Origin of the sequence: Winogradskyella thalassocola (assembly GCF_900099995.1) — a bacterium.
Lineage (GTDB): Bacteria > Bacteroidota > Bacteroidia > Flavobacteriales > Flavobacteriaceae > Winogradskyella > Winogradskyella thalassocola.
In genome coordinates, this window is record NZ_FNCZ01000003.1 from 363,235 (window position 1) to 377,849 (window position 14,615).

Below are 14,615 nucleotides of genomic sequence, written 5' to 3' on the forward strand. Positions count from 1 at the left end.
CTTATGACAAGAAGCTTAAAATAATACCTGCTGCGATGGCAGATCCAATAACACCAGAAACATTAGGTGCCATGGCATGCATGAGTAAAAAATTAGTTGGGTCTGATTTGAGACCTTCATGATGTACGACTCTCGCACTATCTGGAACTGCAGAAACACCAGCCGCACCAATTAATGGGTTGATTTTATTATCTCCTTTTAAGAATAGATTCATGAATCTAGCAAATAATAAACCACCCATTGTCGCGATGACAAATGATATGGCTCCGAGTCCAAAAATTAACATAGAATCTTTAGTGATAAAAATATCGGCTTGTGTTGAAGCTCCAACTGTTACACCTAGTAATATGGTAACAATGTCAATTAATTTTGTTCTTGCGGTGTCTGCTAAACGTTCAGTTCTTCCAGATTCTTTTAATAAGTTTCCAAAGAATAACATTCCTAATAACGGTAACGCACTAGGCGAAATGAACAAGGTTAGAATCATAGCGACTACCGGAAAAATCATTTTCTCCTTTTGCGTCACCGCTCTTGGTGGTTTCATTTTGATTTTTCTATCTTTTTTTGAAATCAACAAGCGCATTAAAGGTGGCTGAATTACAGGCACTAATGCCATATAAGAATACGCAGCAATGGCGATTGGGCCAATTAAGTTTTTAACTGTTGTACCATCTGGAAGTAGGTTGACTCCGTTTGCTAATTTAGACGAAAGGAAAATCGCTGTGGGTCCATCTGCACCTCCAATGATTCCAATAGCACCAGCTTCTGGAAGAGCAAAACCGAGGTACAAAGCTCCCATAAACGTAGCGAATACACCAATTTGTGCTGCACCTCCTAAAAGCATTAATTTAGGATTGGCGATGAGTGATGAAAAGTCTGTCATGGCACCAATTCCTAAGAAAATTAGTGGTGGATAAATCCCTTTTACAACACCAAAATAGAGGTAGTTTAAAACAGATCCGGTTTCATAAATACCTGTCTGGTTTCCGGCAACAAAAGGAATATTTCCTAAAATAACACCTGCTCCAATAGGGATTAATAATAAGGGTTCGTAATTGTATTTAATACCTAAGTAGATAAAAACAATTCCGATAATAATCATAATGACATTTCCGGAAGACGAATTTGCGAATCCTGTATAACTGTAAAATGATTTTATACCATCAACGGCTTCGTTGATAATACTTTCTTCTTCAGTAGTATCAACTTGTGTTGTTGATACTGAAGAATTAGTGGCTGTATTTATATTTGCGCCTAAGCCAAGTACTGGTCTAATAAAAACGAGTAAAGCTATAGTGCTAAATATTATTATTAATTTCTTCATTTTTTAATTTTAAATACTGATTAGTTTTCTTTGTTGAATAGCATTCACAACGTTATTCAAGCTCTATCAATAAAGCATCTTGCAACACTTGTTGTCCCACTACAACTTTTATAGAGGCTACGACTCCAGATTTTTCGGCTACGATGTTGTTTTCCATCTTCATAGCTTCTAGAACTAATAATAAATCGTTTTCTTTAATCGTATCACCAACTTTTACATTTAGAGAAAGGATGACTCCTGGAATAGGTGCTACAATGTTGGTTTTTGTAGATTTTGGTGTGACTTGTAAAGGTGCTGCTGGTTGTTTTGAAGCTGAACGCACCAAAGTAGGAGTTTTGGTTTTTTTAATTTCAGTACTCATAATGACTTCGTAAGATGTGCCATTGACCTCTAAGTTGATAATATTATCTTCGTGTGATTTTATATTAACCGAGTAACCGTTTTCGTTGACTTTGAATTTATAATTTTTCATGGGTTTATGTTTAATGTTTTTCTATGGCCACATGCTGTTCGCTATTAACCATTTCTTTTAGTGAAAAAACTGAACAAGCTTGTTTTGTGTGTTATAATCTATTTTGAATGCCATATATTTTTGAACTCCAAGGCGAATATGCTTTTTTGACTTGCTTTATGGTTAAGATGCCACTTTCGTTGTCGTGTTGTTCGCTTAAATACATATGAACAGCCGCTCCGATAACTGCTGAAATCTCTCCTGTAAAACCACTATCTCCTTTTACTTTAATTTCACTAATCTTCTTGTCTTTTCCTTTGGTGATTATCTTGTAGACATATAGCATTAATGGTAATCCGTAATTAAAGAACAATGCTAGTGTTACTAAGGCTCCAAAAACAATTAATAAACCAGTAATTAGAATAACATAGCCTTCACTGATGGTATCTGTGTATAATAGTATCTGTGTCATTATAGTGGGATATTTGAGTGTTTTTTAGGTGGATTTACATCCTTTTTATTTTGAAGTAATTCTAAAGCTCTAATGATTCTGAATCTTGTATTTCTAGGTTCAATAACATCATCTATAAATCCATATTTAGCAGCTTGGTATGGGTTGGCAAATCGCTCTGTGTACTCATCTTCTTTTTTGTCAATGTAATCTTGTTTTTCGTCGGCATCTTCTATTTTTCTAATATTAGATCCTTCTAAAACTTCTACAGCACCCTTCGCTCCCATTACGGCTATCTCTGCCGTTGGCCATGCATAGTTGACATCACCTCTTAGTTGTTTACAGCTCATAACATCGTGTGCTCCACCATAAGATTTTCGTAACGTAATAGTCACTTTAGGTACAGTAGCTTCACCATAAGCAAATAATAATTTAGCTCCATGTAGTATAATGCCGCCATACTCTTGGCCTGTTCCCGGTAAAAATCCTGGTACGTCAACTAATGTTACGATAGGAATATTGAAGGCATCACAAAAACGCACAAATCGGGCTGCTTTTCTAGAAGCATCAATATCCAAAACACCTGCATAAAATTTAGGCTGATTCGCTACGATACCTACAGGTCGCCCATTGAATCTTGCAAAGCCGACACAAATGTTTCTTGCATAATTTCGATGCACTTCAGTAAACTCTCCATTATCAGTAAGGATTGAAATTACATCAACGATATCATAAGGTTGGTTAGGGTTTTCTGGAATAATTTCATTTAAAGCATCTTCCAATCTATCTATAGGATCATTACATGAAATAATTGGTGCTTCTTCTAAATTATTAGAAGGCATATAACTCAATATTTTACGAATGAGCATTAAATTCTCTTCGTCATTTGCCGCTAAGAAATGAGACACACCAGATCGTGTTGAATGAATCTTAGCACCACCTAATTGTTCTGCAGTAACGACCTCGCCTGTGACCGATTTCACAACTTTTGGCCCTGTAACAAACATATAGCTCGTTTCTTCGGTCATAATAGTAAAGTCCGTCAATGCTGGAGAATATACCGCGCCACCTGCACAAGGTCCTAAAATGGAAGAAATTTGAGGAATAACACCAGACGCCATTATGTTTCGCTGGAAAATCTCAGCATAACCCGCTAAAGATCTTACACCTTCTTGAATACGAGCGCCACCAGAATCATTCAATCCTATTACAGGAACACCAATCTTCATCGCCATATCCATTACCTTACATATTTTTAAGGCGTAAGTTTCAGATAATGATCCACCGAAAACGGTAAAGTCTTGCGCAAAAAGGTATACTATTCTTCCGTCAATTGTACCGTGACCAGTCACTACACCATCCGAGAGGTATATTTGTTTATCTAATCCAAATGATTTTGTTCTGTGCGTCACAAACATGTCGAATTCTTCGAAACTATCGTCGTCTAAAAGAATGTCTATGCGTTCACGAGCTGTTAATTTTCCTTTAGCATGTTGTGAGTCTATACGTTTTTCACCGCCTCCCAACTTCGCTTTTGCTCTTTTTTCTATGAGCTCGTTAATTTTATCTTGATTTGCCATAATTTTCTTTACTTATCTAAATATTATATCAAATTATTTTGGTTGTGAACACAGTTCTGTGAGTACACCTAAGGTTGACTTTGGATGTAAGAATCCAATCTCTAGCCCTTCTGCGCCTTTTCGGGATGTTTTATCAATTAAAGTGACACCTCTTTCTTCCACGGTTTTTAGAGCTTCTGTCGTATTGTCTACAGCGAATGCGATATGATGAATGCCTTGTCCTTTTTTTGCAATAAACTTTCCTATTGGGCCATCTGGAGATGTGCTCTCTAGTAATTCAATTTTTGTATGACCTACCAAAAAAAAGGCTGTCTTCACTTTTTGATCGACAACCTCTTCTATAGAATAGCATTTCATACCTAATACCTGTTCATAATATGCTATAGCTTCTTCTAAGTTTTCGACAGCAATTCCTAAATGCTCTATGTGTGATATATTCATGATGTTTGTTTTATTTCTTGTACAAATTTACTTTAGGACGGTTTTCTATTTTATGACAGAAATCATATTATAAGAGACGATAATTATTCGTTTTCTTTGTGTTGGGAAGCACTAAAGCGCGAAGAGTTGCGTAGTTGTTGACTTACAAGAAATAATCGTATGGGAAGTTGGTCTTTATTTATAAAAATAAGAACCGACGATTTATGAAATCTCTATTTTAAGGGTGTTATATTTAGTAATAGCGCAAAAAAAGAAGCTTATTTTACTAAAACTGAAGTGTTTTTGCTTATTGTTTAGAATAAATGATGTTATTAATATCAAAATCTTAATATTTTGATGAAATAAACTGCAAAGCAGGTAGTTACGAAAACGTTATCGTGATTATTTATTATAAATTACTATCCATTTAGAGTTAAAAACGGATCATAATGTCATCGAAATGGAGACGACTTGAGAATTAACTTGTGATTAAATTAAAAGAAATTTTAATCCCTTGAATAATCATACCAGTACCTATAATGGCAATGATTAAACCCATTATTTTTCCAATAACAGAAATAACATTATTGCCAACGACTTTTACAATAAGGTCACTCATTTTAAATGTATAATAGGTTATTAGACTCATGGAACCAAATATGGCAATGACTAAGATGATATGTAAAACTTCAACTTTAGATACAAAATTCATTGCTGTAACAATGGTTCCGGGACCTGCTAAAATTGGAATAGCTAATGGTGAAACAGCGATATTTTCATCAATATTAACATGTTTAATATTTTTGACGTCAGACTTTTTGGATTGTAACATTTCAAAACCAATATAGAAGATTAAGATACCACCTGTAATCTTAAATGCTGGAATACTAATATTAAACAATTCAAAAATATACTTTCCTAAAAGCACAAAAACGGTGACGATAATAAAGGCTATAATATTGGCTCTTTTATTTATGTCATCTTTTGTTTTTTTATCTGCACCTTGAGTAAGTGACAAAAAAACCGTCATATTAGAAATAGGATTGGTTATCGCAAAAAACCCGGTAAATACGGTAATACAAAACGTTATTAAGTTTTCCATTTAAGGGAATATTTTGATTTCAAAAAAAAACGCAAAACTAATTCTTTATCTCTAAACTAATTTTATTTTTTTAATATTTAATCGCTGTTATTTTATTGTGTTTGAAAAGATACAAAATTGAAACTTTATATAGAAAACGGCTAATTATATAAGGCTTCTTTTTGGCATAGTATCGGTTGTTTTTAATCAAAAAAGAAAGCTTTATGATTACATCACAAAGCTTTTCTGAAATTGCTACTAGTTAGGGGTCTAGAGTTTAGCAATCTATATGTTTAGTTAATAAGACCTCAATGTCATTCGGGTTCAGTTTAGGATTAGCTCCTTCGCTACTCGCTACAACAGCTCCAACGACGCAAGCAAAATCAATAGCGGTTTGTGGTGCTTCTCCTTTGAGTAATTTATCCGTTAAAGCAGCTAAAAATGAATCCCCAGCACCTACGGTATCTACGACATTGATTTTATGACCCTTATTGTAATAAAACGTGTCGTTATAAAAGAGTATCGCTCCTTTTGAGCCCAATGTGACGCAAATTGATTTTGTGTTGGTCTGCTGCGCAATAAATTTTATACAGCCTTCTAAATTCTGAGTATCTGAGTTTCGTTTATCTATGATTTCTGAAATTTCATGATTGCTGAACTTTTTAAAATCTGCAGCTTTCATTATAAGATGTGTCACTATTTCAATAATTTCATCATCATTAAACTTAATAAAATCTGCAGACTCCATTAAATGATTTAAAACCTCCTTGGTGTAATATGGAGCTCTAAGATTAACATCAAAAATTTTATAAGGAGCAATTTCTAAAAGGGAATAAAGCGTTTGTTTAGTATTATGATCTCTTGCACTCAGACTTCCATATATAAAAGCATCTGAAGCTAAAGTAATAGCCTTAGCGCTTTTTGTCAATTGAATATGATCCCAAGCACTTGGGTAATTTATAGTATAAGAAGCTGAACCTTCATCATTTAATGAAACGGCCACTTCACCTGTTTTTAATTCTGAATCTATTTGAATATCATCAACAGCAACTCCATTTTCTTTTATAAATTGAAAAATACCTTCTCCATCTGAATCGTTCGAAACGACTAAGGATGTCTTGGTCGATGATTATGTACTTACAGGATATCATGTGTATGACGATGAAACTTTAGATGAATCAGCAACTCGTGTATTGAAGGAGCTAACAGGTTTGACCAATCAGTATAAAAAACAGTTTAAGGCCTTTGGAAATCCAGATCGTTTATCAAATGAAAAAGATCTTATCTGGGTTCAAAATCAAGAATTTAATCTTAGAACGATTACTATAGCGTATTACTTCTTGTTAAAAACAGAAGATGTTGATGTTGATAATAATAAGTATGAGGCCAAGTGGTTTCCGCTTAGAGAATTACCAGAATTAGGATTCGATCATCAACAGATTATTGAAGAAGCGCATGACGATTTAAAAACAAAATGTTTAGCTGAACCTATTATATTCGAATTACTTCCGGATAAATTCACCATTAATGACGTGCAAGATCTTTACGAATCCATCTTAGGAATAGAGATTGACAATCGTAACTTCAGACGAAAACTGATTAATAAAAAATACATCATTCCTTTAGATGAAAAACAAGTTGGCGTGTCTAAAAAACCAGCACAGTTATACATGTTTAGTAAAGACATTTATAAAAAAATGTATCATAAAAATTACTTGATTAATATTTAATTTTAAAAACACAGCTTAAAGTTTAGTTTAAAAAAATAACACAATTTTAAGTTTTAGTATTTAAAAACCTTTTAAGTTTGCCCACTTAATTATCAAGAATCTCAAAAAGAGATAGCAACCTGCAGTAACGAGCAAGGTGCTAAATAAGATAAGCCAAATACTTTGGAAAAAACGTTACACTAATTCCCACGTATTTACTTGTTGTCTACTTTTTGCGATTCTGACAAAAAACAGATTCATGTCGTCAATTAAACCGATTACCCCAAGTTTTAAAGCCTTACTTCCATTTTTAGTATTCATCATTACGTTTTTAAGCGTTGGAATTATTCAAAATGACTTTTATGCCTTACCTGCTCCTATTGCTGTTATTGCAGGAATCCTAGTGGCATTTCTCATGTTTAAGCAGTCTATCAATTCTAAAATCAGCACACTTTTAGAAGGTTGTGGAGATCCTAAAATACTCACCATGTGCTTAATTTATTTACTGGCTGGTGCATTTGCGGCCGTCACAAAAGCTACGGGAAGTGTAGATACGATTGTTCATTTAGGATTAGACCTCATTAATAGCCAATACATTTATTTTGGAGTTTTTATCATCGCTGCCTTTTTATCCGTTTCAACGGGAACCTCCGTTGGTGCTATTGTAGCTTTGGCACCTATAGTGATTGGATTTGCGGACACTGGTGATTTCTCTTTGGGTATTTTATGTGGCGCCTTATTAGGTGGTTCCATGTTTGGTGATAATTTATCGGTAATATCGGATACGACCATTGCAGCTACCCAATCATTAGACTGTAAAATGAGTGATAAATTTAAAGCCAACATTAAGATTGCCTTACCTGCAGCGCTTGTAACTATTGGAATTCTTATTTATCAAGGCTTAAGTCTGCAAACGGATGGTACAGAAACCGTCGCCTATTCGTATTCCATATTAAAGATTGCTCCTTATGTTATTGTGATTGTTTTATCTATAATAGGTATTAACGTTTTTACAACCTTGATGTTGGGGGTGATTTCAGCGGGAATTCTAGGAGTGTTTTATGGGGATTTTTCAATCATTGAATTTACAAGAATCAGCTATACAGGTTTTACCAACATGACAGAAATTTTCCTGCTATCTTTATTAACAGGTGGTTTAGCAGCTTTGGTAGCTTTCAATGGAGGCATCGAATTTATTTTAGTCAAAATTAAAACATTGATTAGAAATCAGAAAACAGCGCAATTCGGCATTGCAGCTTTAGTTTCTACCATTAATACGGCTATTGCGAACAATACGGTTTCGATTATTATTTCAGGATCTATAGCTAAATCTATTAATGATGAATATGGCCTGGACAATAAACAAACAGCGTCAATCTTAGATGTGTTTGCCTGTATTACACAAGGACTTTTACCATATGGCGCGCAAGTATTAATGATTTTAAGTTTCGCGAAGGGTAATATTACGTATATCGATTTGGTATCTAATACATGGTATTTAGTGTTGCTATTATTGTCTACTACTCTATTTATTGGATTCAGAAGCAATTCTAAAATTAACGTAAACTCTAAAACGGATTAGGTTAAACAGATCTCACTCATCTTATTAGAATATTTTGGTGCTTGTTTAGTGGTTAAACATAAACCTTTGTTAAAAAAAAGAATGAACGTTCATTTTTGCCGTATATTTGTATCAGAATTAAAACACAATGGCAAAACTTCAAAAAAGTATAGATAAACGTAATGCACTCGTTAAGGCAACCATAGAGTTGGTTAACAACAACGGGTTTCATGCGACTCCTATGAGTAAGATTGCTAAAATGGCTAATGTGTCGCCGGCAACCATTTACTTATACTTTGAAAACAAACAAGACTTAGTTAATCAAACGTATATAGATGTTAAGGCGGAATACACCAATTATGCATTTGCCGATTTTGATCCTAACATGCCCATTGAAGAAGGCTTTGAAATGATATGGAAACGCATCGCCGATTTTAAACTGAACGAATGCGAGCATGCTATGTTTTTAGCACAGTGTGATAATACTCCAATGATAGATGAGGAAAGTAGACAAGAAGGTATTAAGCACTTACAACCACTACTCGATCTTTGGGAACGTGGTAAAAAAGAAGGGGTTATAAAACCGCTTTCAGATTATATATTATATGCTTACGCTATCAACCCTTTATCTTTTTTAATGATGACTCAAAAACGAGGATCATTTACCTTAGATAAAGCACATTTAGAAGAGGCCTATCAATCTGCTTGGAGCAGTATAAAAATGTGTAAATAGTATGAAAAAAACAGCAATCATATTAGGCGCATCTGGTTTAACTGGTGGTTTAGTACTTCAAAAATTAATTGAAGACGACCGTTACGATACCATTAAATTGTTTTCACGCTCAAAAATTAAAGGTTTACCAAATAAAGTCAAACAATTTATTGGCGATCTATTAGAGCTTAACCAATTTAAAGAAGACTTTACAGCAGACGACGTGTATTGTTGTATTGGTACCACGGCGAAAAAGACACCAGACAAAACACTTTATAAGAAAATAGATTTCGGAATTCCGGTTGCCGCTGCAAAGCTTTCAAAAGAAAATAACATCCCTACTTTTTTAGTCGTCTCAGCAATGGGAGCTAATAAAAATAGTACTGTGTTTTACAATAAGACGAAAGGAGAAATGGAACACAACGTCTTAAAGCAACAGCTTAAAAAGACATTTATTCTAAGACCATCTTTAATTGGTGGTGATAGACAAGAATCTAGACGATTAGAAAAAATAGGATTGGTGATTTTTAAAGTAATTCAGCCTTTATTCATCGGTAAATTAAAGAAATATAAAATAGTGAATGCCGAAACCATAGCGCAAGCTATGATACACTTAGCAAATACAAACCATTATGCTGATGTGATTATAACGTCAGATGATATTAATAAATTAGGAAACAACGCTTAAAAAAGAAATTATAAATATGGAATTATTAGATAAATTAAATTGGAGATATGCCGCTAAAGCAATGAATGGAAACGTGGTACCAGAAGAAAAAATACAACGCATTTTAGAAGCAGCACGTTTGGCGCCAACATCAAGTGGTTTACAACCTTTTGAAATTATGGTGATTACAAATCAAGATATAAAAGAAAAGATTAAACCTGTAGCATGGAACCAGTCGGTAATTACAGACTGCTCTCACCTACTCGTTTTCGCTGCTTGGGATACTTACACTGAAGACAGAATTAATTATATGTTCGATTTAACTAATGAGATTCGTGGTTTTAAAAACGAAGGTTGGGAAAACTATCGCCAAATGCTACTAAGCTCATATCCACAAAAAGATGCGGAAGAAAACTTTAACCATGCCGCTAAGCAAGCATATATCGCATTTTCACAAGCGATAACTGCAGCGGCTTTTGAAGGTGTAGATACCACTCCACTCGAAGGTTTTGATCCGGCTGCAGTTGATGAAATTTTAGGACTTAGAGAAAAAGGATTACGTAGTGCCGTATTATTACCTGTTGGCTACAGAAAAGAAAATGAAGATTGGCTAGTAGATCTTGTTAAGGTGAGAAAACCTATGGAAGATTTAGTAACTGTAATTAACTAAAAAACAAAGAATCATGACAAAGACAATTTTATTAAAAAATAGACCTGAAGGAAAACCTTCAATGTCAGATTTCGAATTTAAAACAGAGGAATCTGAAAACACAGTAAACCAAGGAGAATTACTATTAGAAACTAAATATGTTTCGGTAGATCCTTATTTACGAGGACGAATGAGTGATGCCAAATCATATGTGCCACCATTTCAACTTGATAAGCCAATTCAGTCTGGCGTAATTGCTGAAGTATTAGAATCTAAAAACGACAAGTTTGAGGCTGGCGATTTTGTCTCTGGCATGCTCAACTGGCAAACAAAACAGGTCTCTAAAGCTGAAGGATTAACTAAAGTTGATTCGTCTAAAGCACCATTATCTGCTTATTTGGGTATTCTAGGTATGACAGGTTTAACAGCTTACACAGGATTAACCGAAATTGGAAAACCGAAAGCAGGCGAAACATTAGTCGTTTCTGGTGCAGCTGGTGCCGTTGGATCTGTTGTAGGACAAATTGGAAAAATCCTAGGCCTGAAAGTGATTGGTATCGCCGGAACAGATGAAAAAATAGAGCTTCTAAAAAGCAAGTTTGGTTTTGATGCTGGTATCAATTATAAGACCACAAAAGACATGAAAGCTGCCATTGCAGAAGCAGCACCAAATGGTGTAGATATCTATTTTGATAATGTTGGAGGTCCAATTTCAGATGCGGTTTTAGTGAATATTAATAGATTGGCACGAATCATTGTTTGTGGAGCTATTTCAGTTTATAACAATACAGAGGCACCAAAAAGCTTGAGTGTTCAACCGTTCTTAGTAAAAAACAGTGCGTTAATGCAAGGGTTTATTGTCTCTAATTATACGGACAAATTCCCAGAAGCTATGAAGCAATTATCAACATGGTTGGCAGAAGACAAACTAACCTATTCAGAAACCATAGTTAAAGGTTTTGATAACATTCCGAGTGCTTTTATCGATTTATTTGAAGGTAAAAACAAAGGGAAAATGGTAGTTGAATTATAAATAAGATAAAAAGAAAAAAAGATGAATAACTTTGAATTTAAAAACCCTACCAAAATAATTTTTGGAAAGGACACGATAGAAAAACTAGAAAACGAAATTCCTAAAGACGCCAAAGTATTATTGCTTTATGGTGGAGGAAGTATCAAGAAAAACGGTATTTACGATCAGGTTAAAACAGCCTTATCTAAAGTAGATGTTGTTGAGTTTGGAGGTATTCCTGCAAATCCGGAATACGCTAAGTTAATGGAAGCATTAAAAGTGATAAAAGATGAGAACATTACATACTTATTAGCCGTTGGTGGTGGATCAGTAATTGATGGGACTAAGTTTTTATCAGCAGCTGCGGTTTATGATGGTGAGACTCCTTGGGATATTTTAACCCAAAATATTAGAACTGAAAAAGGAATGCCTTTCGGAACTGTTTTAACGCTTCCTGCTACAGGATCTGAAATGAATTCTGGTGCTGTAGTTACAAGAGCTGAGACACAAGAGAAGTTAGCGATGGGCGGACCTGGTTTATTTCCTGAGTTCTCTATATTAGATCCTCAAGTGATCACCTCTATTCCAGAACGTCAGTTAGCAAACGGTTTAACAGATGCGTTTACACATGTTTTAGAACAATACATGACGTACCCTGTTGGTGCCTTATTACAAGATCGTTTCGCAGAGAGCATTTTACAAACCTTAATTGAAGTGGCGCCAATAGTGATGAAAGATCCAACAGATTATAAAGCCGCTTCTAACTTTATGTGGAGTTGTACTATGGCTTTAAACGGCTTAATCCAAAAAGGAGTGCCTTCAGACTGGGCTGTTCATGCGATGGGACACGAATTAACGGCATTGTTTGGTATTGACCACGCACGTACTTTAGCGGTAATTGCACCAAGTCATTACAAGTTTAATTTTGAAGCGAAGAAAGAAAAACTAGCACAATACGCAGAGCGTGTTTGGAATGTTACCGAAGGTAGCACAGACGATAAGGCTTATGCTGGGATTGAAAAAACAACAGCTTTCTTTCATCAATTAGGTATTGATACTAAGTTATCAGATTACACTAAAGATTATGAAGGTACTGCTGAAAAAATAGCAAAACGTTTTACTGATCGTGGATGGTTGGGATTAGGTGAACACCAATCGCTTTCACCAGATAAGGTAGAGAAAATTGTGAAAATGGCGTATTAATTTTAACTAAATGTCCGTTTGAGTGTCCCGACGTTGACGTCGGAATGTATAAAGATCAATTTTTTCAACACTCAAACAGACATTAGATTTTATAAAAATGAAAACACTACAAACTATAGTAGTTATTCTAACTTTAATTACAGCCTCAAGTTGTAAAGAGAATACAACTTCTGAAACCGTTTCAGAAGGACAAAAAGAATTAAAAACAGAAAAGAACATGAAGGTATTATTCGTATTAACATCTCACGATAAATTAGGAGATACAGGAAAGAAAACAGGATTTTGGGTTGAAGAATTCGCAAGTCCATATTACACGTTATTAGATAAAGGAGCAACCATTACAATCGCGACACCAAAAGGTGGAGCTGCACCAGTAGATCCAAGTAGTGATTCGCCAGATGCGGCAACCGAAGCTACTGACCGTTATAACAAGGATGCTGATGCAAAAGATAAAATAGCAAACACCAAAGTATTAGCAGATATGAATCCAGATGATTTTGATGCTGTATTTTATCCAGGTGGTCACGGTCCTTTATGGGATTTAACTAATGATGCCAATTCAGTAGCCTTGATTGAAAAATTCGATCGCCAAAATAAACCTATCGCTTTTGTTTGTCATGCACCAGCTGTATTGAAGGACGTTAAAAATGAAGATGGAACAGCCTTAGTAAAAGGAAAAAAAGTGACTGGATTTTCTAATTTAGAAGAAGCAGCAGTTGGTTTAACCGAAGTTGTACCATTGTTACTTGAAGATATGTTGATTGAAAATGGAGCGTTCTACTCTAATGGAGATAAATGGGCACCTTATGCTGTACAAGATGGCAATCTTATTACAGGTCAAAATCCGGCATCATCAGAATTAGTAGCTGAAAAGTTATTGGAAACATTGAAATAATTACCCTAGTTGATTAATAGCGGAAAGCCTGTATAACGTAATGTTTGCAGGCTTTTTTAATTGTTTGCATAAGTCTGTTTGTATGTTGAATTAAGATTCAGAGTTTTAAGCATCTCAGAAGCTTTCTATTTCTATGCGATATTAATGACCTACACCACCAAACATTTGTATTTTTGCGCCGCATTTAAAGAGAAGGCCTAATATTAAGACACCACTACATGATTATATCTAAACTTCATTACATATCTCAAGGAAATACTCCTGAAGCACATTTAGAAAACATTCAAAAGGCATGTACATCTGGTGCGGAATTAGTGCAATTACATCTTACGGATGTTTCGGATGCTAAATATTTGGAAATAGCTAAAGCTGCTCGAGAAATTACCTTTCATTTTCAAACACGATTAATCATTAATTCTAATTATAAAATAGCAAAAGACGTAAAAGCAGAAGGTGTGCATTTAGAAAAATCAGACATCTGCCCTACTGTAGTTAGACCAGATTTATACAGCTGGCAAATTATTGGTGGTACGGCAAATACTTTGGAAGATTGCGAATCGTTAATCGCCAAAAATAGCGATTATATTATTTTAGAACCTTTTAAATCATCGACTAAAAATAGTTCAACTAAAGCTTTAGGTTTGGACGGCTATACGGCTATCAGTAATGCTTTAATAACAGAAAAACCAATTATAGGTTTTGGCGATATCACTACAGATGACGTGACCGCTATTTTAGAAACTGGTATTTCGGGCGTTGCGGTATCTGATGCTATCACTGAAAATTTTGACAGCATAAAACAGTTCAATCTTTTATTAAAAGCATCAGCAACGGGTGAGATTCGTCACACGTTTGAATAAATAAACCTTACTTCTTTCCTTCAATTAACTACTTAAATAT

Annotated in this window: 16 protein-coding genes and 1 riboswitch; of the genes, 9 read left to right on the forward strand and 7 right to left on the reverse strand. The window is 34.7% G+C overall.

Translation table 11 applies throughout. The features are described from left to right. Nucleotide 1 precedes the first annotated feature (1 nt). The 7 genes from BLT80_RS10770 to BLT80_RS10800 form a co-directional block, all read right to left on the reverse strand. Nucleotides 2–1,324: a sodium ion-translocating decarboxylase subunit beta gene (locus BLT80_RS10770; RefSeq protein ID WP_092467792.1), complete on the reverse strand. Its 1,323-nt coding sequence runs from the start codon at nt 1,322–1,324 to the stop codon at nt 2–4. A gap of 52 nt (nt 1,325–1,376) precedes the next feature. Continuing rightward, nucleotides 1,377–1,796 carry a biotin/lipoyl-containing protein gene (locus tag BLT80_RS10775; RefSeq protein WP_092467794.1) on the reverse strand — a complete coding sequence of 140 codons (420 nt, stop codon included), beginning with the start codon at nt 1,794–1,796 and terminating at the stop codon, nt 1,377–1,379. 91 nt (nt 1,797–1,887) lie between these two features. Continuing rightward, nucleotides 1,888–2,247 (reverse strand): OadG family protein, encoded by a 360-nt coding sequence (locus BLT80_RS10780; RefSeq protein ID WP_092467796.1) that lies wholly within the window; start codon nt 2,245–2,247, stop codon nt 1,888–1,890. Beyond that, a complete protein-coding gene (locus tag BLT80_RS10785; protein ID WP_092467798.1) occupies nt 2,247–3,806 on the reverse strand; it encodes an acyl-CoA carboxylase subunit beta in 1,560 nt (519 codons plus the stop codon). The genes BLT80_RS10780 and BLT80_RS10785 overlap by 1 nt, the downstream gene beginning before the upstream one ends. A 33-nt stretch (nt 3,807–3,839) precedes the next feature. Continuing rightward, on the reverse strand, nt 3,840–4,247 hold the full coding sequence (mce, locus tag BLT80_RS10790; protein ID WP_092467800.1) for a methylmalonyl-CoA epimerase: 408 nt from the start codon (nt 4,245–4,247) through the stop codon (nt 3,840–3,842). 457 nt (nt 4,248–4,704) lie between these two features. Then, entirely contained in the window at nt 4,705–5,328 is a 624-nt protein-coding gene (locus tag BLT80_RS10795; RefSeq protein WP_092467802.1) for a MarC family protein, read from the reverse strand. Nucleotides 5,329–5,584: 256 nt separating this feature from the next. Continuing rightward, entirely contained in the window at nt 5,585–6,385 is an 801-nt protein-coding gene (locus tag BLT80_RS10800) for a carbohydrate kinase family protein (protein WP_092467804.1), read from the reverse strand. Nucleotides 6,386–6,425: 40 nt separating this feature from the next. Between BLT80_RS10800 and BLT80_RS10805 the strand changes: the two genes are divergently transcribed. The 9 genes from BLT80_RS10805 (at nt 6,426) to BLT80_RS10845 (ending at nt 14,575) form a co-directional block, all read left to right on the forward strand. Then, nucleotides 6,426–7,037 carry an NUDIX hydrolase gene (locus BLT80_RS10805; protein ID WP_245710224.1) on the forward strand — a complete coding sequence of 204 codons (612 nt, stop codon included), beginning with the start codon at nt 6,426–6,428 and terminating at the stop codon, nt 7,035–7,037. 84 nt (nt 7,038–7,121) lie between these two features. Next, a riboswitch (SAM-I-IV-variant riboswitch) is annotated at nt 7,122–7,219 on the forward strand. Between the two features lie 56 nt (nt 7,220–7,275). After that, nucleotides 7,276–8,598 (forward strand): Na+/H+ antiporter NhaC family protein, encoded by a 1,323-nt coding sequence (locus tag BLT80_RS10810; RefSeq protein WP_092467806.1) that lies wholly within the window; start codon nt 7,276–7,278, stop codon nt 8,596–8,598. Nucleotides 8,599–8,725: 127 nt separating this feature from the next. Further along, on the forward strand, nt 8,726–9,310 hold the full coding sequence (locus BLT80_RS10815) for a TetR/AcrR family transcriptional regulator (protein WP_020897202.1): 585 nt from the start codon (nt 8,726–8,728) through the stop codon (nt 9,308–9,310). A gap of 1 nt (nt 9,311) precedes the next feature. Further along, on the forward strand, nt 9,312–9,977 hold the full coding sequence (locus tag BLT80_RS10820) for an NAD(P)H-binding protein (protein ID WP_092467808.1): 666 nt from the start codon (nt 9,312–9,314) through the stop codon (nt 9,975–9,977). A gap of 16 nt (nt 9,978–9,993) precedes the next feature. Then, nucleotides 9,994–10,626: an NAD(P)H-dependent oxidoreductase gene (locus BLT80_RS10825; RefSeq protein WP_092467810.1), complete on the forward strand. Its 633-nt coding sequence runs from the start codon at nt 9,994–9,996 to the stop codon at nt 10,624–10,626. A 13-nt stretch (nt 10,627–10,639) separates the two neighbouring features. Beyond that, on the forward strand, nt 10,640–11,638 hold the full coding sequence (locus tag BLT80_RS10830; protein WP_092467812.1) for an NADP-dependent oxidoreductase: 999 nt from the start codon (nt 10,640–10,642) through the stop codon (nt 11,636–11,638). Nucleotides 11,639–11,659: 21 nt separating this feature from the next. Beyond that, complete coding sequence (locus BLT80_RS10835; protein WP_092467814.1) at nt 11,660–12,820, forward strand: iron-containing alcohol dehydrogenase; 1,161 nt, start codon at nt 11,660–11,662, stop codon at nt 12,818–12,820. 97 nt (nt 12,821–12,917) lie between these two features. Further along, nucleotides 12,918–13,715 (forward strand): type 1 glutamine amidotransferase domain-containing protein, encoded by a 798-nt coding sequence (locus tag BLT80_RS10840; protein WP_175455591.1) that lies wholly within the window; start codon nt 12,918–12,920, stop codon nt 13,713–13,715. Nucleotides 13,716–13,933: 218 nt separating this feature from the next. Further along, nucleotides 13,934–14,575: a thiamine phosphate synthase gene (locus tag BLT80_RS10845; protein WP_092467816.1), complete on the forward strand. Its 642-nt coding sequence runs from the start codon at nt 13,934–13,936 to the stop codon at nt 14,573–14,575. The last annotated feature ends 40 nt before the right edge of the window (nt 14,576–14,615 follow it).